General features: G+C 66.5%; 21 protein-coding genes and 1 tRNA gene. 4 read left to right on the plus strand and 18 right to left on the minus strand.

Features of this window, described 5'->3' with window-relative positions; genetic code table 11:
• Nucleotides 1-1,248: cystathionine beta-synthase (locus ACLQ6X_RS06390; RefSeq protein ID WP_411699338.1), on the minus strand; the 1,248-nt coding region annotated here is incomplete at its 3' end.
• Between the two features lie 114 nt (nucleotides 1,249-1,362).
• On the opposite strand from ACLQ6X_RS06390, the gene ACLQ6X_RS06395 reads away from it, so the two are divergent.
• On the plus strand, nucleotides 1,363-2,037 hold the full coding sequence (locus ACLQ6X_RS06395) for a DUF3105 domain-containing protein (protein WP_411699339.1): 675 nt from the start codon (nucleotides 1,363-1,365) through the stop codon (nucleotides 2,035-2,037).
• Entirely contained in the window at nucleotides 2,015-2,713 is a 699-nt protein-coding gene (locus tag ACLQ6X_RS06400) for a DUF305 domain-containing protein (protein WP_411699340.1), read from the plus strand. The genes ACLQ6X_RS06395 and ACLQ6X_RS06400 overlap by 23 nt, the downstream gene beginning before the upstream one ends.
• Nucleotides 2,714-3,213: 500 nt before the next feature.
• Here ACLQ6X_RS06400 and ACLQ6X_RS06405 read toward each other — a convergent pair whose 3' ends face one another.
• The 9 genes from ACLQ6X_RS06405 to ACLQ6X_RS06445 all read right to left on the minus strand — a co-directional run bounded on the left by ACLQ6X_RS06405 (nucleotide 3,214) and on the right by ACLQ6X_RS06445 (nucleotide 13,253).
• Nucleotides 3,214-5,052 carry an ABC transporter ATP-binding protein gene (locus ACLQ6X_RS06405; protein ID WP_411699363.1) on the minus strand — a complete coding sequence of 613 codons (1,839 nt, stop codon included), beginning with the start codon at nucleotides 5,050-5,052 and terminating at the stop codon, nucleotides 3,214-3,216.
• A gap of 122 nt (nucleotides 5,053-5,174) precedes the next feature.
• A complete protein-coding gene (locus ACLQ6X_RS06410) occupies nucleotides 5,175-6,149 on the minus strand; it encodes a carbohydrate ABC transporter permease (RefSeq protein ID WP_411699341.1) in 975 nt (324 codons plus the stop codon).
• The gene (locus ACLQ6X_RS06415) at nucleotides 6,146-7,276 is read right to left on the minus strand and encodes a carbohydrate ABC transporter permease (protein WP_411699342.1); all 1,131 of its coding nucleotides are present in this window, start codon (nucleotides 7,274-7,276) and stop codon (nucleotides 6,146-6,148) included. The genes ACLQ6X_RS06410 and ACLQ6X_RS06415 overlap by 4 nt, the downstream gene beginning before the upstream one ends.
• A gap of 125 nt (nucleotides 7,277-7,401) precedes the next feature.
• Nucleotides 7,402-8,745, minus strand: coding sequence for an ABC transporter substrate-binding protein (locus ACLQ6X_RS06420; RefSeq protein ID WP_411699343.1), 1,344 nt, complete (start codon nucleotides 8,743-8,745; stop codon nucleotides 7,402-7,404).
• Between the two features lie 273 nt (nucleotides 8,746-9,018).
• Nucleotides 9,019-9,402 carry a 50S ribosomal protein L7/L12 gene (gene rplL / locus ACLQ6X_RS06425; protein WP_411699344.1) on the minus strand — a complete coding sequence of 128 codons (384 nt, stop codon included), beginning with the start codon at nucleotides 9,400-9,402 and terminating at the stop codon, nucleotides 9,019-9,021.
• 52 nt (nucleotides 9,403-9,454) lie between these two features.
• Nucleotides 9,455-9,970 (minus strand): 50S ribosomal protein L10, encoded by a 516-nt coding sequence (gene rplJ / locus ACLQ6X_RS06430; RefSeq protein WP_411699364.1) that lies wholly within the window; start codon nucleotides 9,968-9,970, stop codon nucleotides 9,455-9,457.
• A 192-nt stretch (nucleotides 9,971-10,162) separates the two neighbouring features.
• Nucleotides 10,163-11,002, minus strand: a complete 840-nt coding sequence (locus ACLQ6X_RS06435; protein ID WP_411699345.1) for an NAD-dependent epimerase/dehydratase family protein — start codon at nucleotides 11,000-11,002, stop codon at nucleotides 10,163-10,165.
• A gap of 32 nt (nucleotides 11,003-11,034) precedes the next feature.
• Entirely contained in the window at nucleotides 11,035-12,492 is a 1,458-nt protein-coding gene (locus ACLQ6X_RS06440) for an ATP-binding protein (protein WP_411699346.1), read from the minus strand.
• A complete protein-coding gene (locus ACLQ6X_RS06445) occupies nucleotides 12,492-13,253 on the minus strand; it encodes a response regulator transcription factor (protein WP_411699347.1) in 762 nt (253 codons plus the stop codon). Before ACLQ6X_RS06445 ends, ACLQ6X_RS06440 begins: the two co-directional genes overlap by 1 nt.
• Nucleotides 13,254-13,337: 84 nt before the next feature.
• On the opposite strand from ACLQ6X_RS06445, the gene ACLQ6X_RS06450 reads away from it, so the two are divergent.
• Entirely contained in the window at nucleotides 13,338-13,946 is a 609-nt protein-coding gene (locus ACLQ6X_RS06450) for a YqaJ viral recombinase family protein (RefSeq protein WP_411699348.1), read from the plus strand.
• Between the two features lie 21 nt (nucleotides 13,947-13,967).
• Here ACLQ6X_RS06450 and ACLQ6X_RS06455 read toward each other — a convergent pair whose 3' ends face one another.
• Nucleotides 13,968-14,459 (minus strand): N-acetyltransferase family protein, encoded by a 492-nt coding sequence (locus ACLQ6X_RS06455; RefSeq protein ID WP_411699349.1) that lies wholly within the window; start codon nucleotides 14,457-14,459, stop codon nucleotides 13,968-13,970.
• A 47-nt stretch (nucleotides 14,460-14,506) separates the two neighbouring features.
• Complete coding sequence (locus ACLQ6X_RS06460; RefSeq protein WP_411699350.1) at nucleotides 14,507-15,118, minus strand: NUDIX domain-containing protein; 612 nt, start codon at nucleotides 15,116-15,118, stop codon at nucleotides 14,507-14,509.
• Between the two features lie 124 nt (nucleotides 15,119-15,242).
• Here ACLQ6X_RS06460 and ACLQ6X_RS06465 point away from each other — a divergent pair, with 124 nt between their 5' ends.
• Nucleotides 15,243-16,199 carry an NADP-dependent oxidoreductase gene (locus tag ACLQ6X_RS06465; RefSeq protein ID WP_411699365.1) on the plus strand — a complete coding sequence of 319 codons (957 nt, stop codon included), beginning with the start codon at nucleotides 15,243-15,245 and terminating at the stop codon, nucleotides 16,197-16,199.
• 75 nt (nucleotides 16,200-16,274) lie between these two features.
• Here ACLQ6X_RS06465 and ACLQ6X_RS06470 read toward each other — a convergent pair whose 3' ends face one another.
• The 6 genes from ACLQ6X_RS06470 to ACLQ6X_RS06495 form a co-directional block, all read right to left on the minus strand.
• Complete coding sequence (locus tag ACLQ6X_RS06470; protein WP_411699351.1) at nucleotides 16,275-16,817, minus strand: N-acetyltransferase family protein; 543 nt, start codon at nucleotides 16,815-16,817, stop codon at nucleotides 16,275-16,277.
• Nucleotides 16,818-16,905: 88 nt separating this feature from the next.
• Nucleotides 16,906-17,595: a 50S ribosomal protein L1 gene (gene rplA / locus ACLQ6X_RS06475; protein ID WP_188510486.1), complete on the minus strand. Its 690-nt coding sequence runs from the start codon at nucleotides 17,593-17,595 to the stop codon at nucleotides 16,906-16,908.
• Nucleotides 17,595-18,026 (minus strand): 50S ribosomal protein L11, encoded by a 432-nt coding sequence (gene rplK, locus ACLQ6X_RS06480; protein WP_188510487.1) that lies wholly within the window; start codon nucleotides 18,024-18,026, stop codon nucleotides 17,595-17,597. The genes rplA and rplK overlap by 1 nt, the downstream gene beginning before the upstream one ends.
• A 135-nt stretch (nucleotides 18,027-18,161) precedes the next feature.
• Nucleotides 18,162-19,169: a transcription termination/antitermination protein NusG gene (gene nusG / locus ACLQ6X_RS06485; RefSeq protein ID WP_411699352.1), complete on the minus strand. Its 1,008-nt coding sequence runs from the start codon at nucleotides 19,167-19,169 to the stop codon at nucleotides 18,162-18,164.
• 67 nt (nucleotides 19,170-19,236) lie between these two features.
• Nucleotides 19,237-19,518 (minus strand): preprotein translocase subunit SecE, encoded by a 282-nt coding sequence (gene secE, locus ACLQ6X_RS06490; RefSeq protein WP_411699353.1) that lies wholly within the window; start codon nucleotides 19,516-19,518, stop codon nucleotides 19,237-19,239.
• A gap of 74 nt (nucleotides 19,519-19,592) precedes the next feature.
• A tRNA-Trp gene (locus ACLQ6X_RS06495) sits at nucleotides 19,593-19,665 on the minus strand.
• Nucleotides 19,666-19,785 lie beyond the last annotated feature (120 nt).

Here is a 19,785-nt window from a genome sequence, read left to right on the forward strand (position 1 = left end):
CTCGTGCACACCGATCAAACAGAGCGGCGCACCCACGAATTCCGCGATGGAGTCGGTCATGCTGGCCTTGCCGTTGAAGATGTCGTCGAGCAGGGCGCGCTCGCTGATCGCCCCGGCCACCTCGCCCATCACGACGGGTGGCTCGGCGGTGAGCACGGGCAGCTGGGAGATGTCGTACTCGGCCATGATCTTCACGGCGTCGCGCACGGTGTCGACCGGGTGCACGTGCACCAGGTCGGGCAGGTTGCCGGTCTTGCGGCTGATCACGTCGGCCACGGTCTTCTGCTCGGCCACCTGGGTGAAGCCGTACGACTGCATCCACTTCTCGTTGAAGATCTTGCCGAGGTAACCGCGTCCGCCGTCGGGCAGCAGCACGACGACGACCGCGTCGGCGGGCAGGTCTTTCGCGGCCTTGAGCGCCGCGGATACGGCGAGACCGCTCGAGCCACCGACCAGCAGGCCCTCCTCGCGCGCGAGGCGCCGGGTCAGTTCGAACGATTCGGCATCGGATGACGCGATGATCTGATCCACGACGGTGGGGTCGTAGGCGGTCGGCCAGAAGTCTTCGCCGACGCCCTCGACCAGGTAGGGCCGGCCGGTGCCGCCCGAATAGACCGAGCCCTCGGGGTCGGCGCCGATGATCTGCACCGCGCCGCCGGAGACCTCTTTGAGGTACTTGCCGACGCCGCTGATCGTGCCGCCGGTTCCGACGCCGGCGACGAAGTGTGTCACCTTGCCCTCGGTGTCGCGCCAGATCTCGGGGCCCGTGGTCTCGTAGTGGCTGAGCGGCCCGTTCGGGTTGGAGTACTGGTCGGGCTTGAACGCCCCCGGGATCTCGCGCACCAGCCGGTCGCTCACGCTGTAGTACGACTCGGGGCTGTCGGGGGCGACGGCCGTCGGGGTCACCACGATCTCGGCGCCGTAGGCGGTGAGCACGTTGCGCTTGTCCTCACCGACCTTGTCGGGTAGCACGAACACACAGCGGTAGCCGCGCTGCTGCGCCACGAGGGCCAGGCCGACGCCGGTGTTGCCGCTGGTCGGTTCGACGATGGTGCCGCCGGGCAACAGCTGCCCGTCGCGCTCCGCGGCGTCGATGATGCGCGTCGCGATGCGGTCTTTGGATGATCCGCCGGGGTTCAGGTATTCCACCTTGGCCAGCACGGTCGCGGCGATACCGGTCGTGACACTGTTGAGCCTGACGAGCGGGGTGTTGCCGACGAGGTCGAGCACGGTGTTTGCGTACTTCATAGGCGCAATCTACCAGCGCGCAATCGGGCGGGACTTTCTCAGCCTTCACAGGGGATAATCATTGAAGCAACAACCTTCCACTGCCGCGCCTTCGAACGACAGGTATTCACAGCCATGGCCTCCAACAATCCGAGCTCGCCCACCGTCAAGGAGCAGCGCGAAGCGAAGCGCGCCGAGAAGGTCGCCGTGCTGAAGAAACAGCAGGCCAAGGAGAAGCGCAACCGCACGATCGGCATCGTGGCGGGCGCCCTCGGCGCCGTGGCCGTCATCGCGTTGGTCATCAGCTTCGTCGTGAGCAGCGCCGTGCCCAAGGTCGACCCCGCCGACATCTCGATCTCCGGCCTCGAGACCTTCGACGATGTTCCCGCCGTGCACGTGGCGACCGCGGTCGACTACGAGGCGGACTACGGCATGAACCCGCCGGCCGGCGGCAACCACAACCAGGCCTGGCTCAACTGCGGCGTCTACTCCGAGCCGCAGCAGAACGAGAACGCGGTGCACGCGCTCGAGCACGGGGCCGTGTGGGTCACCTACGACCCCGACGCCCTGAGCGACGACGAGGTCGAGACACTGCGCGACTCGATCCCGAGCACCTACATGCTGCTGACCCCGTACCCCGATCTGCCCGCTCCCGTCGTGGCATCCGCCTGGGGCAGCCAGGTACAGCTCGACGGCGTAGACGACCCCCGCCTCACCGACTTCATCGAGAAGTTCCGCCAGTCCCCCGACGCTCCCGAGCCGGGTGCGGCCTGCACCGGCGCCATCGATGGACCCGGACGAGTCTCCTAGCGGCGGGCGGCGCACGCGGCTCGTCATAGCCGCGGGCGTCGCATCCGTCTTGCTTCTCGTCGCGGCCTTCGCGGCGGGCAGCCTGTCCGCCCCCGTCGCGACCGCCCCGTCGACCACCAGCGCCGAGGCCGGGTTCGCCCGCGACATGCAGACCCACCACGGCCAGGCCGTCGAGATGTCGTTCATCGTGCGCGACCTCACCGACGACGCCGACGTGCGGCTGCTCGCCTACGACATCGCGAACTCGCAGTCGCAGCAGGCCGGGCAGATGAACGGCTGGCTCACCGTGTGGAATCTTCCGCAGACCGCCCCCGAACCGTCGATGACCTGGATGTCGCGGCCGTCGCTGCAAGGCGTGAGCCACGAGGGCATGAGCGACATGGGCACGGGCGACAGCGGCACGGGCGACAGCGGCCACACGCCCGGCGACCCGATGCCCGGAATGGCGACGGCCGAACAGCTCGCCGCGCTGAAGGCGTCGACCGGCGACGAGGCTGTGCGCCAGTACCTGACCCTGATGATCGCGCACCACCGGGGCGGCGTGGAGATGGCCGACGCCGTGCTCGAGCGCAGCAACGAACGGGTCGTGCGCTCGCTCGCCGCGAGCATCGTCAAGGCGCAGTCGAGCGAGATCGGCTACATGCAGGAGCTGCTCGACGCGCTGCCCGCCGCCTGACACCCGGCTGCCGCGCGTCCCCCTTTCGCGCGTCCCCCGTTCGCGCAACTCAGGCAGAATCGCGGATGCCGCGGCCCACGCCGCGCGGATCCGGGGGCTACCCGACCCGGGCCCGCATCCTGCCTGAGTTGCGAAACCCGGCGGGGGCGCGTTCATCGTTCAGGACCGTTCGTGGGTGAGGGTTACGCCGGCCCGCGGAAACCCGGGCCGGAGCCAGGCCGTCCGCCCGGTTCATCCTGAATCACGAACACCGGCCCGTCGCCGCCTCGCGCAACTCAGGCAGAATCGCGGATGCCGCGGCTCACGCCGCGCGGATCCGGGGGCTGCCCGACCCGGGCGCGCATTCTGCCTGAGTTGCGAACCCGGCGGGGGCGTGTTCATCGTTCAGGACCGTTCGCGGGTGGGGGTTACGCCGGCTCGCGGAAACCCGGGCCGCAGCCAGGCCGTCCGCCCGGTTCATCCTGAATCACGAACACCGATCGGGCAGAGCCCGCCGCGGGTCAGGCGGTCTGGTCGAAGTAGAGCTCCCAGTAGGTGCCGCGGGCGGCGAGAAGCTCTTCGTGCGTGCCGCTCTCGGCGATCTCGCCCGCCACCACGACGAAGATCACGTCGGCGTCGACCACCGTCGAGAGCCGGTGCGCGATGGCGATCGTCGTGCGCCCGCGCGACGCGGTGTCGAGCGCCTCCTGCACGACCCGTTCGCCGATCGAGTCGAGCGCGCTCGTGGCCTCGTCGAGGATGAGCACGGCGGGGTCTTTCAGCAGCACCCGCGCGATCGCGATGCGCTGCTTCTCTCCCCCGCTCAGCCGGTAGCCGCGTTCGCCGACGAGGGTGTTGTAGCCGTCGGGAAACGACTCGATGGTCGAGTGGATGTTGGCGGCCTTCGCGGCGGCGACGAGCTCGTCGTCCGTCGCCCCGGGTTTGGCGTAGCGGAGGTTGTCGCCGATGGAGGCGTGGAACAGGTAGGTCTCCTGGCTCACGATGCCGATGTGCTTCACGAGCGAGAGCTCGTCGAGCCCGCGCACGTCGTCGCCGGCGAACAGCACGCGCCCGCCCGACGCGTCGTGGAGTCTCGGGATCAGGTACGACACGGTGGTCTTGCCCGCGCCCGACGGCCCGACGAAGGCGGCGAACTGACCCGGTTCGATGCGGAAGCTCACGCCGCCGAGGGTCGGCCGCGAGTCGGCCGGGGAGTCGGGGTAGCGGAACACCACGTCGTCGAACTCGACGAGCCCGAGGTTGGCCGGGTCGACCTCTTTCGCCTCCGGAGCGTTCTTGATCGCCGGCTTCAGGTCGAGGTACTCGAAGATGCGGGCGAACAGCGCCGACGACGTCTGCAGGTCGAGCGCCACCCGCATGAGCCCGAGGAGGGGGAAGGTGAGGCGCGCCTGCACGGTGGTGAAGGCGACGATGGTTCCGGCGGTGACGGGCACGTCGCGCAGGATGAGCCAGGCGGCCGCGACGTACACGACGGCCGGGATCACCGAGAGGAAGATGCCCACCATGGCGAAGAACCACTGCCCGCTCATCGCCTGTCGCACCTGCAGGCCGATCTGGTTCTCGTTCTCGCGCGCGTAGCGGTCGGTCTCGAGCTGTTGCTGGTTGAAGCTCTTGGCGAGCAGGATGCCGGACACGCTCAACGTCTCCTGCGTAATGGCGGTCATGTCGCTCAGCGACTCCTGGGTCTTGGTGGCGATCCTCGCGCGCACCTGACCGACCTTGCGCTGAGCCAGCACGAGGATAGGCAGCAGGATGACGGCGACGATCGTCAGCTGCCAGCTGAGCAGCAGCATGCTCACGAAGGCGGCGATCACCGTGACCGTGTTGCCGATGACGCTCGAGACGGTGTTGCTGAGGACGCCGGCCACGCCGCCGACGTCGTTCTGCAGCCGCGACTGGATGACGCCCGTCTTGGTGCGTGTGAAGAACGCGAGCTCCATCGCCTGGAGGTGGCGGAAGAGGCGCACCCGCAGGTCGCCCATCACCTTGTTGCCCACGGTGGCGGTGAACCAGGTCTGCCAGACGCCGAGGATGGCGGAGATCACCCAGAGCAGCACCATGATGCCGACTAGTTCGAGCAGCACCGGCAGGTTGGGGCCGCCCTCGGGGAAGAGGCCGAGGTCGAAGGCCTGCTTCGTGAGCAGCGGAGGCGCGACGCTCAGCGCGGCGCTGATGAGCACGAGAACGATCGTGACGGTGATGGCGCGTTTGTGCGGCGCGAACAGGGTGCCGATGCGGCTCAGCAGGTCGGGGATCTTCGGGGCGTCGGCGTTGATCGCCTTCTGTGCTTCGGCGTCGCCGCCGCTGACCCGACCGCCATGACCCCCGGGGCCGCGCATTCCACTCACGCGTTCGAGCCTACGCTCAAGCGCCGGTCGAGTAGGTCGCCCTGCGGCCGTATCGAGACCCGACGAGGATCTCGATACGGCCGCGGGCGGCCTACTCGATCAGCGAGGAGGCGCTACCCCTTCGTCGAGCCGGCCAGCAGGCCGCGCACGAAGAACCGCTGCAGTGCGAAGAACACGACGAGCGGCACGAGGATCGAGATGAAGGCGCCCGCGGTGAGCAGGTTCCAGTCTTGACCCCTGGCGCCCGTGATCTCGGCGAGGAGCTTGGTCATCGGTGCGACCGCGCCGTCGGCGAAGATCAGCGCGACCAGCAGGTCGTTCCACACCCAGAGGAACTGGAAGATCGCCACCGAGGCGATCGCGGGCATGGTGAGCGGCAGAACGATGCGGAAGAAGATCTGCCCCTGCCCGGCGCCGTCGACGCGGGCCGCTTCGATCACCTCGCGCGGGATCTCCGAGATGAAGTTGTGCAGCAGGAAGATCGCCAGCGGCAGGGCGAAGATCGTATGGGCGATCCATACCTGCGCGTACGATCCGCCGGCGTTCAGGCCGGGGAAGATCTGCGTTCCGCCGATGGCGAAACCGCGGCTGAAGAGGCTGAGCAGCGGCACGAGGGCCATCTGGATGGGCACGACCTGCAGGGCGAACACGCCGATGAACAGCCAGTTCTTGCCGCGGAAGTCGATCCAGGCGAAGGCGTAGGCCGCGAGGCTCGCGAACACCAGCGGGAAGACGGTCGCGGGGATGGTGATCGCGAGCGAGTTGAAGAACGATCCGCCGAGGTTGAGCGTGCTGTTTCCGGCCGCGAGCACGTCGGTGTAGTTGTCGAACGTGAACCCGGGGTTCTCGAAGATCGTCCACCACCCGGTGGTCGTCACCAGGTTCGCCGGACGGAATGACGAGATGAACAGGCCGAGGGTCGGCGTCGTCCAGAGCACGGCGATGATCAGCGACGCGATGGTGGCGCCGCGGCTCGTGAGGCGACGCTTGGTGCGTTTGGGCGCCGACTCGATCGCAGCCTCGCCCCGCGCCAGACGGCGCTTGGTCTGGTCGTCGACCGGCAGGTCGATCGGCTGTACGGCGCTCATCGGATCTCCCTCTGCTTCTTAAGCTGTCGTGCGTTGTAGATGACGATCGGAAGGACGAGCAGGAAGAGCACCACCGCGAAGGCGGCCGACCGCCCCGACTCGAAACTCTTGAACTGCGTGTACATCTCGTTCGCGATGACGCTGGTCTCGTTGGCGCCCGCCGTCATGGTTCGAACGATGTCGAAGACCTTGAGGGACGCGATCGAGATGGTGGTGAGCACGACCACCAGGGCGGGACGGATGCCGGGCACGGTGACGTTGACGAACCGCTGCCAGGCGTTGGTGCCGTCGAGCTCGGCCGCCTCGATCTGCTCGGTCGGCACTCCCTTGATCGCGGCCGACAGCACGACCATGGCGAAACCGGTCTGGATCCAGATGAGCACCACGATGAGGAAGAAGGTGTTCCACGGCGAGTTCGACAGCCACGTGACCGGGGCGCCGCCGAACCAGACGACGATCTGGTTGAGCAGACCGATCTGGGCCTGGTCGGCCGGGTTGGAGTCGTAGATGAAGCGCCAGATGATGCTGGCCCCCACGAACGAGATGGCCATCGGCATAAAGACGAGGACCTTGAAGAACTTCTCACCGCGCGACTTGTCGATGAACACCGCGTAGGCCAGGCCGAAGGCCGTCGAGAGGGTCGGCACGAAGAGCACCCAGACGATGGTGTTGATGACCGTGCGCACGGCCGACGGCTGGGTGAACAGCCAGATGAAGTTGTTGAAACCGACGAAGGTGCCGCGGCCCGAGTAGAACGAGTCGATCATCGTCTTGATGCTCGGGTAGATGAGTCCGATGGCGAGCAGCAGCATCGCGGGGCCGAGGAACCCGATGAGCTGGAAGAGGTAGCCACCGCCCTCCTTCGCCCGGTAGTCGAGTAGGAAGAAGGCGCCACCGACGACGGCGGCGACCGCCGCGGCCCAGGCGACCGACCCGAAGGCCAGGAAGACGAGAAGCGGGACGAGGAGGCAGACGGCGAAACGGATGCCCGTGTAGAGCTTTCCCTTGCGCGGTGCGATCTCGATGAAGAAGATGAGCAGACCGATCACCGCGAGGAACGCGACGATGATGATCGGGATCTGGGCCAAAGCCGGTAGCTGGGCTATCCAGGCGAAGAAGGCAGACATTCGGATCCTTTCGAGTACGGCGGTGGACTCGGTGCTGGCACCGGTGCAGTGCCGCGGAGTGGGAGGGAGGGCCGGTCGACGAATCGACCGGCCCTCGGTTCACGCCCGCTAGAGCGCGATGGTGTCTACTCCGACGGCCAGGCTGCGTCGATCTGCCCGAGCACCTCTTCGCTCGACTTTCCGTTGATCCAGTCGACGATTCCGGTGAAGAAGGCCGCAGAGCCTACGGCGCCCGGCATGAGGTCAGACGCGTCGAAACGGAACGTCGTGTTCGGGTCCTGCAGGATCTTGATGGCTTCCTGGAGGATGGGGCTCTCGGCGCTCTCCGGGTCGAGACCCGAGTTCGCACTGAGAACGCCGCCGAGCTTGACGCGGCTGTTCGCCCACTCGGGGCTGGACAGGTACTCCTGCACCTTGACCGTGTCGGCGTCGTTGGAGAAGGCTCCGACGATCTCGCCGCCACCGGTGACCGCGTTTCCGCCGGCCTCGATCGAGGGGGTCAAGAAGGCCCAGATGTCAGCGTCGGGTCCGACGGTGGCGTTGCCGTTCTCCGGGTCCTGGATGAAGCCGTCGAAGAAGGACGCCTGGTGGTGGAGCGAGCAGGTACCGTCGCCGAGCGCACGGGCGGTGTCGCCGAACGGGGTGCTGTTGATCGACTCGACATCGCCGAAGCCCGCGTTGACGTACTCCGGGTTCAGCAGGATCTCGCCGACGGAGTCCATCGCTTCCTGGATCGCCGGGTCGGTGAACGGGATGTCGTGGCTGACCCACTGGTCGTAGGTCTCGGGGCCCGCCTGGCGCAGGACGAGGTCTTCGATCCAGTCGGTACCCGGCCAGCCGGTCGCCGCTTCGGAACCGAAGCCGGCGCACCAGGGCGCGCTGCCCTTGGTCTCGGCCATCGTCTGGGTCAGCTCGAGCAGTTCGTCCCACGTGGTGGGCTCTTCCCAGCCGTTGGACGCGAATTCTGCGGGCGAGTACCAGATCCAGCCCTTGACGCTCGCCATCAGCGGAGCACCGTAGAGCGTGTCATCCGTCGTCGCGTAGCCTGCCCAGTCTTCGGACCAGTACTCCTCGACGTTGGACTGCACGCCCTCGGGTGCCGGCTGGATGTAGTCGCGGCTGGCGAGGTCGCCGAGCAGACCGGGCTGCGGGAAGATGGCGAGGTCGGGGGCGCTGCCACCCTGCGCGCGAATGCCGATCTGCGCTTCGAACTCTTTGCTCGACTCGTACTTGATGTCGATGTCGTTCTCGGACTCCCAGTCGGCCCAGGACTGCTCGAGCAGGTCGGCTTCGGTCTCTTCGATGGTGCCGTAGACGGTGACGACACCGTCGGCTTGTCCGGCGTCGCCGGGGCCGGAGGATCCGCCGGATCCGCCGCTCTCGTCGACGGCGCATCCGGTGAGTGCGAGTCCGGAGATGGCCAGGATGGCAAAGGGTGCTGTGAAACGGCGACGCAGGATAGAACTCATGTTCTCCTCCTCATTGAGGGCGTACCAACTCGTCTTCGAGCCGGCTCTGTGTGCAACGGGGTGGTCAGCGGCATCGTGTGACCGCCGCCTTCCAGACCTCAAACTATGGCACGCGGACCGGGTATGCAAGCGCTTGGGAGAAACCGTCACAAACCGTTGTACCGTTCCGTGGTAGCGCTCCCACGCCTGCTATGATCGCGAACCGGTTAAATGCACGAGGGCGCCGCTTCGTAAGAAGCGGCGCCCTCGGCGAGTCCCCTGACGGGGACGTGACTACTTGAGCGTGACGGTGGCGCCAGCTTCTTCGAGCTGAGCCTTTGCCTTCTCGGCGGTCTCCTTGTTGGCACCCTCGAGGACGGCGCTGGGGGCGCTGTCTACGACGGCCTTGGCCTCGCCGAGTCCGAGGCTCGTAAGCGCGCGGACCTCCTTGATGACCTGGATCTTCTTCTCGCCAGCCGACTCGAGGATGACGTCGAAGGAATCCTTCTCCTCGACCTCTTCGACGGCAGCAGCAGCGCCACCGGCAGCAGCAACTGCGACGGGAGCGGCGGCGGTGACCTCGAAGACCTCTTCGAACTTCTTGACGAACTCGCTGAGCTCAATGAGAGTCAGTTCCTTGAAGGCTTCGATGAGCTCTTCGCTTGACAGCTTTGCCATGATTTTCTCCTTGTGTGTTTCTTAGCTTTTCAAACCGCGGGTCAGGCTGTGCCTAGTTCGCGGACTCCTGCTTCTCACGCAGCGCCTCGACCGTGCGAACGGCCTTCGAGAGCGGAGCGTTGAAGAGATATGCCGCACCGAACAGCGAAGCCTTGATTGCGCCGGCCATCTTGGCAAGCAGCACTTCACGGGATTCGAGATCGGCGAGCTTCGCAACGTCGTTCGCGGTGAGCGCGTTACCGTCGAGGTAACCGCTCTTCACGACGAGCAGCGGGTTTGCCTTGGCAAAGTCGCGCAGAACCTTTGCGACGGCGACAGTGTCTCCGTGCACAAATGCGATCGCGGACGGGCCGGTCAGTTCGTCGTCAAACGAAGTGATACCTGCCGCGTTGGCCGAGATCTTGGTCAGCGTGTTCTTCACCACGGCGTACGTTGCGTCTGCACTGAGTGACTTGCGCAGCGACTTGAGCTGGGCAACAGTGAGACCGCGGTACTCGGTGAGCAGAACGGCGTTGGAGCTACGGAATTTTTCCGTGAGCTCGGCAACCGATGCTTCCTTGTTCGCCATGGCTCTCCTTAATTGATGATTGTCATTAGCCAAGGAGACGCGGGTTAAAAATAAAGAAGCCCCACGCAGTTGCGCGGAGCTTGACCTCACAAGAGGGTAACTTCGAACACCTGCGCTGGATTTATGGAATCGCGCCCGTGAGGGCGCAAGACAACCTGCGGTCTTTGGCTTCGTACAGAGTAGCACACCCGATCAGTCACGCCAGCTGTGCCGCGGCTCGTAGCCCAGCACGCGCCGCGCCTTCTCGATCGAGAGCAGGCTGTCGGTGCCGACCACCTCGCGCTTCAGCTCGACGCCCGGGAAGCCGGTCGCGGCGAGCTCGGCGCTCGGCGTGCGCATCACCGTGTCGGCCGCGGCGATGATGAACCGGTCGAAGCCGGGGGCCGCGAGCTCGAGCGCCTTGAGCACGGCCTGCGCGCCGTCGCGGGAGTCGATGTAGCCCCACGCGTTCCAACGCCGCAGCGTCGCGTCATCCTGAAATGCCTCGAATCCCGCATAGTCGCTGTCGTCCATCACGTTCGAGAACCGCAGCGCGGTGATGCTGAGTTGCGGGTCCCACCGCACGAGCTTCTGCGCGAGTTCCTCCTCGAGGTGCTTGGTGACCGCGTACATCGACTCGGGGCGCGACGGGTACTCCTCGTCGAGCGGCAGGTAGGGCGGGTCGATCGCGAGCGGGATTCCCAGCAGCGTCTCGCTCGAGGCGTAGACGATGGTGCGGATGCCGGCCCGGCGCGCGGCCTGGAACACGTTGAAGGTCGCGTTCATGTTGTTGTGGAACGTCGCCGAGTCGGCGTGGATGCCGCCGGCCGGGACGGCCGCGAGGTGCACGACGGCGTCCACCTCGCTGTACTTGTCGTCGACCCCCGAGAACGCGTCGACGACCTGGCCGTAGTCGGTGAGGTCGATACGCAGGAAGCCGGGGCCGCGCTCCCCCGCCACGTCGAGGTTGACGACCGAGTGGCCCGCCTCTGTGAGGCCGGTGACGACCGCCGAACCGAGTTTTCCTGAACCGCCCGTGACGAGAATGCGCATGCGGTCAGTCTGTCACCCGGATTCCGACGCACTCAATCCGAGGAGACGGGTAGCGACACCGTGAACACCGTGTTACCCGGCTCGCTCTCGACCCCGACCGAGCCGCCGTGCGCCTCGACGATCGCCGCGACGATGGCCAGCCCGAGTCCGGTGCTGCCCGCGACGCGCGACCGCGAGCTGTCGCCGCGGGCGAAGCGCTCGAAGACCGTGTCGCGAACCCGCTCGTCGATACCGGGGCCGTCGTCTGCGACCCGCACCTGGGCGAAATCGCCATGGAGAGAGACGGATGTCACGACCGTCGTTGCGGCGGGGGTGTGCACCCGCGCGTTGGCGAGCAGGTTCGCGACCACCTGGTGCAGTCGGGCACCGTCGCCGACGACCAGCACCGACCGCTCCGGGAGTTCCAGGGCCCACTCGTGATCGGGGCCGGCCGCGTAGGCGTCGCTCACCGCGTCGGTGAGCAGCTGGCTGAGATCGACCGGCAGGGCCTCCAGACTGCGGCCGTCGTCGAGCCGGGCGAGCAGCAGCAGGTCTTCGACGAGCGAGGTCATGCGGATCGACTCGGACTCCACCCGGGCGAGGGCATGCACGACGTCGTCGGGCAGGTCGTGGCCGCCACGGCGGGTGAGCTCGGAGTACCCGCGGATCGACGCGAGGGGCGTACGCAGCTCGTGGCTCGCATCCGCAACGAAGGTGCGCACCTTCTTCTCGCTCGCCTCCCGCGCGGTGAGGGCCGCGGAGATGTGCCCGAGCATCCGGTTGATGGCGGCGCCGACCTGGCCGACCTCGGTGCGCGGGTCGGAGTCTTCGTCGGGCACCCGCACGGCGAGCGCGACCTCGCCGCGCTCGAGGGGCAGCTCGGCGACGTGCGAGGCCGTGGCAACGACGCGCTCGAGCGGGCGCAGGGCGACGCGCACGATCGCGGTGCCGACCGCGAAGGCCGCGACGAGACCCGCGAGGGTCACCAGCACCACGACGAGCAGCACCTGGTTCACCGTGGAGTGCACCTCGGCGAGCGACATGCCGATGAGCACCTTCTCGGCCGTGCTCGCGGTCGTCAGAACGAAGCGGTACTCGCCGAGGTCGCCGCCGAGGTCGACGGTCACGGGGGTGTCTTCGACGGTCAGCCGGGCGAGCTGGGCGTTCTGCGCCTCGGTGAGCGCGGTGACGTCGAGCTGGTCGTCGAGCACGACGGCGACGACGGTGCCGTCGAGGTTGTAGCCCGCCACGGTGCCCGGCGGGAGTCCGGCGAGGGGCGCCGTGTCACCGGGAGGCCGCCCGCCCGAGCCGTCGCCGGGTCCCGGGCGGTCGGCGATGTTCTGGAAGCGGCTGCTCGCCGACACCACCTGGTCGTCGAGCTTGCCGACGAGCGAGTCGTTGAGGGCGAGCACGCTCACCGTGCCGACGATGACGCTGACGGCGGCGAGCAGGGCGACGATGCCGAAGACGAGCCGCCGACGCAGGGTCCATCGGGCGCGGGTGAGCGGCATCAGTTGGCCGGCTTCAGCACGTACCCGACGCCGCGCACGGTGTGGATCATCGGTTCACCCAGCGAGTCGATCTTCTTGCGCAGGTACGAGATGTACAGCTCGACGACGCTCGACTTGCCGCCGAAGTCGTAGCTCCAGACGCGGTCGAGGATCTGGCTCTTGCTCAGCACCCGGCGCGGGTTGCGCATCAGGTAACGCAACAGTTCGAACTCGGTGGCGGTGAGCTCGACCACGGTGTCGCCACGGCGCACCTCGTAGGAGTCCTCGTCGAGGCTGAGGTCGCCGACGGTGAGATAGGAGTCGTCGCTGTCGCTGAGCACGAGCGTGGAACGACGGATGAGCCCGCGCAGGCGCGCCACCAGCTCTTCGAGGCTGAACGGCTTGGTGACGTAGTCGTCGCCTCCGACCGTGAGGCCCACGATGCGGTCGTCGAGCGAGTCCTTCGCCGTGAGGAAGAGGATCGGGGTGCTGATGCCGTCGGCACGCAGACGGGTGAGGACCTGCAGTCCGTCGATGTCGGGCAGCATGATGTCGAGCACGATCACGTCGGGGCGGAACTCCCGGGTCACGGCCATGGCCGTTCGCCCGTCGGAGGCGATCTTCACGTCCCAGCCCTCGTACCGCAGGGCCATCGACAGCAGGTCGGTGAGCGAATCCTCGTCGTCGACGACGACGACCCTGATCGGTGTTCCGTCGACCCGGGTCAGCCGCGGGGGCTGGGTCGAACCGACGTGACGCGAAACCGGCTGTTCAGTGCTCATTCTCCCTATTATTGGGAGTTTTCTATGGGCGGCCTGTGAGCGGCGAACACCGGCATCCGATCGCAGACGAGGCACAATAGAACGGTGACCTTCGTGCAGCCGATGCTTCCCCTCTGGGACGAGCCGGCGCCCGACCACCGCTCGCGCGTTCTCGCCAACTCTGCCGACCGCGTCGCCTGGTTGCGCGCGCGCAGCCGCGGGGTCACCGCCACCGACGTGGCCCGCCTGTCGAGCGAGAGGTCGCTGAGCGCGGTGGCGTTCGACAAGATCAACGGCAGCTCATTCGGCGGCAATGCCTACACCGACCACGGAAACGCGCGAGAACCGGAGATCGCCCGCTGGGTGCGAACGACTCACGGCATCCACCCGAGTTCCGAACTGTTCCACGCGCACGGCGAGCGATCCCATCTGGCCACGCCCGACGGCGTCGCCATCATCGACGGTGCCGTCGTACTCGCCGAGATCAAGACCACGTCGACGCTGTGGAAGAGCGTGCCGCGCTCGTACCTGCGTCAGATCTGGTGGCAGCAGTACGTGCTCGGCGCCGACCGAACGCTGCTCGTGTGGGAGCAGCACCTCGATTTCGTGCCGGTGGATGTCGAACCCAAGACGCGCTGGATCGAACGCGACGACAACGAGATCCACGTGCTGGTCGGGCTCGCCAATAAGCTGCTCGGCATGATGCGGCGCTAGGCGCCGCCGCGAGGCGCGCCGTCAGCGCACGAACCGCACCTCGTGGATCTGTTCGCCGAGGAACGGCTCGGTGTGCTCGGCACCGTCGAGGTGGAAGCCGTTGCGCTCGTAGAAGCGGTGGGCGCGCGGGCTGTCGCTCGCGACCCAGAGGAACGCCGGGCCGGGCTGCAGGGTCGCGTCGAACAGGCGCTGCCCGAGACCCTGGCCGTGGAACTCGTCGCGCAGGTAGATGAAGTGCAGCTCGCGGGTGTCGGGCAGCTCGGGGTCGCGGCTCGGGCCGGCCCCGGCGAAGCCGACGATCTCGCCGTCGACCAACAGGGCGACGTGGGAGTACTCGGGGCCGAGGCCGGCGTAGTGGATCCAGAGCTCGGCCATGCGCTTGGGAGACAGCCGGGTGAGGGCCGCCTCGCTGACCAGGTGGTCGTAGGTCTCGTGCCAGCACGCGGCCTGCACCCGCCCCAACTCCTCGGAATCGACATCGCGGACGGGACGAACTACAACAGTGGCGCTCATGGTGTCGACGGTAGCCGCGTCGGGCGGCGACCGCCAATGAGGGTTGACTAAGCCGAGAACGGCCCGCGCAGCACCGACCACTGCAGCAGCATGATGGTCTTCGCGTCGATGATCCGGCCGTCGTCGATCATGGCGAGGGCCTCGTCGATCGCGAGTTCGACGAGGTCGATGTGTTCTCCCTCGTCGGCGAGTCCGCCGCCGGCGTGCTCGCGGGTGCCGGCGTCGTAGGGCGCCGCGTAGAAGTGCAGGCGCTCGGTGACCGAGCCGGGGCTCATAAAGGCGTCGAACACGTGGGTGACCTCGCCGACGCGGTGGCCGGTCTCCTCGATCGCCTCGCGGCGGATCGCGGTCTCCGGATCATCGTCGTCGAGCAGCCCCGCGGCCGTCTCGATGAGCATCCCGCCCGGGTGCCCGTTGATGTACGCCGGGTAGCGGAACTGCGAGGTGAGCAGCACGGTTCGGCGGGCCACGTCGTAGAGGAGGATCGTGGCGCCGTTGCCGCGGTCGTACGTCTCGCGCGACTGGGTCGACCACGAGCCGTCATGCTGCTGCAGATCGAAGGTAGTCGTGTGCAGGCGGTACCAGTTGTCGCTCAGCAGTCGCACGTCGGTCACCCTGACACGCGGGTTGTCGGTGGGCGGGTTCTCGGCGTTGTGCATAGGCTCCAACACTATCGATCGCGATAGTTTGCACCGAGGTGACCTCGCCGTAACAACGCCGAATCATTCATCGTCTTTACTGGCTATCAAGCACCACGGCGGGAAGGCCACCACGATGACGACGATGCGAGCCATCCTTATGGACGGCGCAGGCGGGCCGGAAGTTCTCGAGTGCGGCACCGCGGAGGTGCCGGTAAGCGTCAACTCCGAGTTTCTCGTGCGCGTCGTCGCGGCGGGCGTGAACCCGATCGATGCCAAGACACGGGCCGGGCGCGGCGTCACCCCGGCTATCGGATCGTTCCCCGCCATCCTCGGCAACGACTTCAGCGGGGTCGTGGAGTCGGTGCCCTACGAGGGCCACCCGATCAAGGTCGGCGACGAGGTCTACGGCATGACGGGCTTCCCGCGCTTCGGCGGCAGCTACGCCGAGTACGTCACGGTGTCGAGCCTCAGCCTCGCCCGCAAGCCCAAGTCGCTCTCCCACGTGGAGGCGGCCGGCGTTCCGCTCGCGGCGCTCACCGCCTGGGGAATGGTCGTGGAGGTCGCGAAGGCTCACGAGGGCCAGCGCATCCTCATCCACGCCGGCGCCGGCGGTGTCGGACACTTCGCCGTGCAGTTCGCCCGATTCTTCGGCGCCTACGTGATCGCGACCGGATCCACCCGCAACCTCGCCTGGCTCACCGAGCTCGGCGCGAACGAGACCGTCGACTACACGAGCGAGCGCTTCGAGGAGGTGCTCGACACCGTCGACGTCGTGATCGACCTGATCGGCAACGTGCACGACGACACGGGAACGCGTTCGCTGGGCATCGTGCGCCACGGCGGGCTCATCATCAACGGCCCGACCGGCAGCTGGCCCTCGTTCATCGAAGACGCCACGGCGGCGGGACTGCGGGCCACGACCTACAAGGTCGCTCCCGACGGAACGAACCTCGCCGTGATCTCGCGCCTTCTCGAATCGGGCGACGTTCGCGTGTTCGTCGACCAGGTGTTCGAGATGGATGCCGCGGCTGACGCACACCGGTCGCTCGAGACCGGGCACACGCGAGGCAAGATCGTGCTGAAGGTCAGCGACTACTAAAGCCTGTGTCGGTTGAGTAGCGCCGTCTACGGCGCGTATCGAAACCCTCGGGCCTCGATACGGTCGCGGGGCGACCTACTCGACCGGCTGAAGCGTGAGCTCGCGCACGAAGTCGTCTTCGAGCTTGCCGCCCACGAGGAACTGCTTCGTGCCGACCCGCTCGAATCCGTTCTTCTCGTAGAAACGGTTCGCGCGCGCGTTCAGTTGGTTGACGCCGAGCCAGACGGATGCCGCGCCTCGCGCTCGCGCGACGTCGACGCTGTGCTGCATCAGTACCGCCGACGCGCCGGTGCCGTGCGCGGTGGCCAGCAGGTAGAACTTGCTGAGCTCCACGGTCGGGCGCAGCGTCACCACCCGGGCGACGTCGGCGTCGTAGGGCTCCTCGGCCACGAGCATCGTGTAACCGGTCGCGACCCCGTCGACCTCGACGATCAGCAGGTCGCGGGCGGGGTCGGCGAGGTAGCCGGCGAACTTGGCCTCGGAGAGGTTGGTCGCCACGAAGTCGGCCACGGCCTCCTCGGTCGTGCCGGGAGGACACGCGAGGGCGAAGGTGGCCGCGGCCAGGCGGTGAAGGAGAGCCGCGTCATCCGGGCCCGCGATTCGTGTCGTGACTGTCATTCTCTGCTCTCCATCCGTGGGTGCAGAAAAGGGGCCCGCTCTCGCGGACCCCTCTTCTGTTTAGCTGCCTAGCTGTCTAGCGAATCGCTTAGATCGCGTTGACGTCCAGCGGGATGCCAGGACCGAAGGTCGTCGAAACGGTGCCCTTGGTGATGTAGCGGCCCTTGGAGCTCGACGGCTTGACGCGAACGATCTCGTCGAGCGCGGCCTTGATGTTCTCGGCGAGCTGGTCCTCCGAGAACGATGCCTTGCCGGCGACGAAGTGCACGTTGGAGTGCTTGTCGACGCGGAACTCGATCTTTCCGCCCTTGATCTCGGAGACGGCCTTGGCCGTGTCCATGGTCACGGTACCGGTCTTCGGGTTCGGCATGAGGCCACGCGGGCCCAGTACCTTTCCGAGACGGCCGACCTGGCCCATGAGCTCGGGGGTCGAGACGGCGGAATCGAATCCGACGTAACCGGCAGCGACCTTTTCGATGAGCTCGGCTCCACCGACCTCGTCGGCGCCGGCGGCGATGGCGGCCTCGGCCGCTGCGCCGGTGGCGAAGACGATGACGCGGGCGGTCTTACCGGTTCCGTGAGGAAGGATGACCGTTCCGCGGACCATCTGGTCTGCCTTGCGGGGGTCGACACCGAGCTTGAGGGCGACCTCGACCGTGGAGTCGAACTTGGCGCTACCCGTGGTGCGCGCGACCGAAACGGCCTCGCTCGGGGAGTAGAACTTGCCTTCTTCGATCTTGTCGGCAGCGGCGCGGTAGGCCTTGGATTTCGTAGCCATTATGCGTCCACCGTAATTCCCATAGAGCGAGCGGTGCCCGCGATGATCTTCTCTGCGCCTTCGATGTCGTTGGCGTTGAGGTCAACCATCTTCTGCTCGGCGATTGCGCGAACCTGCTCGCGGGTGAGCTTCGCAACCTTGACGGTGTGCGGGGTCGAAGAACCCTTGGCGACGCCGGCGGCCTTCTTGATGAGCTCTGCTGCCGGCGGGGTCTTGAGGATGAACGTGAACGTGCGGTCCTCGTAGACGGTGATCTCGACGGGGATGACGTTTCCACGCTGGGATTCGGTCGCAGCGTTGTACGCCTTGCAGAACTCCATGATGTTCACGCCGTGCTGGCCCAGTGCCGGGCCGATAGGCGGCGCGGGGTTCGCGGCGCCGGCCTGGATCTGAAGCTTAATCAGACCCGTGACCTTCTTTTTCGATGCCATTGTTTTTCCTTTTCTGTTCGAACAGATTTCGGCCGATTGAGCTTGTCGAAATCCGGTTCTCCCGCTTGCCGGGCGAATCCCGGAAACGGTGGCTTGTGGTTAGCCGACGGTGTCGCCCGAGGGCGAACCATCAGCTCAGAGCTTGGTGACCTGGTCGAAGCTGAGCTCGACCGGGGTCTCGCGCTCGAAGAGGGAGACCAGAACCGTGAGCTTGCCGCTCTCGGGCTTGATCTCGCTGATCGAACCCGGGAGACCCGCGAACGAGCCTTCCTTGATCGTGATGGTCTCACCGACCTCGAAGTCGATCTCGGCGGGGATGGAACGGGCGGTGTTCTTGCCCTTGCCGGGAGCCTGCTTCGACGGAGCTTCGACGATCTGGACGAGGCCCTTGAGCATCTCGAACGCCTCGTTGAAGCGCAACGGCGTCGGGTTGTGGGCGTTGCCCACGAAGCCGGTGACGCCGGGGGTGTGGCGAACGACACTCCAGGAGTCTTCGTTCAGCTCCATGCGCACGAGCACGTATCCGGGGATGCGCACGCGGGTGACGAGCTTGCGCTGGCCGTTCTTGATCTCGACGACGTCTTCCATCGGAACCTCGACCTGGAAGATGGAGTCTTCGACGGTCATCGAGATCTTGCGGTTCTCGATGTTCTGCTTGACGCGCTTCTCGAAGCCGGCGTAGGAGTGGATGACGAACCACTTGCCGGGCTGGGCCTTGAGCTCCTGGCGGAACTCCTCGTAGGGGTCGACCTCGACGGGCTCGCCGTCTTCACCGAGCTCGGGACCGTCGTACGGCGTGACCTCGGGCTCTTCGTTCGCGGCCTCTTCGGCTTCGATGTCGGCCTCGTCTTCGACGGCGGCGACGGAAGCCTCGGCCTCGTCGAGGGAGTCGATCTCGATGGCATCGTCGACGATGGCGTCGGCCTCGGGGTCGATCGCGGCGTCGAGCGCCTCGATGAGTCCGGCGAGGTCGCCGGCCTCGGGGTCTGCGTTCTCGTCTTCGACGTGCAGTGCTTCCTGCTCGGCGGGGTCTACGGAATCCTCGTCAGCAGCCAGCGAGTTGCCCTCCTGGGCTTCGTCGTCCTCAGAGGACTGCTCTGCAGCGGTCGCGAGGTCGATATCGTCGCGGTGATTCTCAGACACTGAATTCCATTCCATTCCATGTTTCACGTAGCGGACGGATCCGAACGCGTCGTGCGCGGCGAAAAGCCTACGAGGTGATGTCGCCGTTGCCGAAGATGTAGTTGACCGCGAGAGAGAAGACCCAGTCGAGTCCGCCTACGAGGGCCATCATGATGACCACGAAGATCAACACGACACCGGTGTAGCTCACGAGCTCTTTGCGGGTCGGGGTGACGACCTTCTTCAGCTCGTTGACGACCTGTCGGATGAACAGAGACACGCGGCCGATCGGACTGCGCTTTTCGGCACTGTCTTTACGGGCGTTTACAACGACGTCCTCGCTGGGCTCGTCGGCAATTTTTCTAGCCACTGTTCAGTACTACCTTCCGACAGCTCGTCGTTGTGGTGCTGGGTGCCCCACACCGAAATGTGTGAGGACACCAGCAGGGCGGACAGGACTTGAACCTGCAACCTGCGGTTTTGGAGACCGCTGCTCTACCAATTGAGCCACCGCCCTTTGCGTGCGCGAGGCACACGGCTTTTTACACTTCGAAACTCACAGGCTGGTTTGCCAGAAGATGGCGCGCAAAAGCTTGGCAGAATTACTACCTCGACAAGTGTAAGGCATCGAGGGCGT

Origin of the sequence: Conyzicola sp., assembly GCF_046714715.1 — a bacterium.
Taxonomy (GTDB): Bacteria; Actinomycetota; Actinomycetes; order Actinomycetales; family Microbacteriaceae; genus Conyzicola.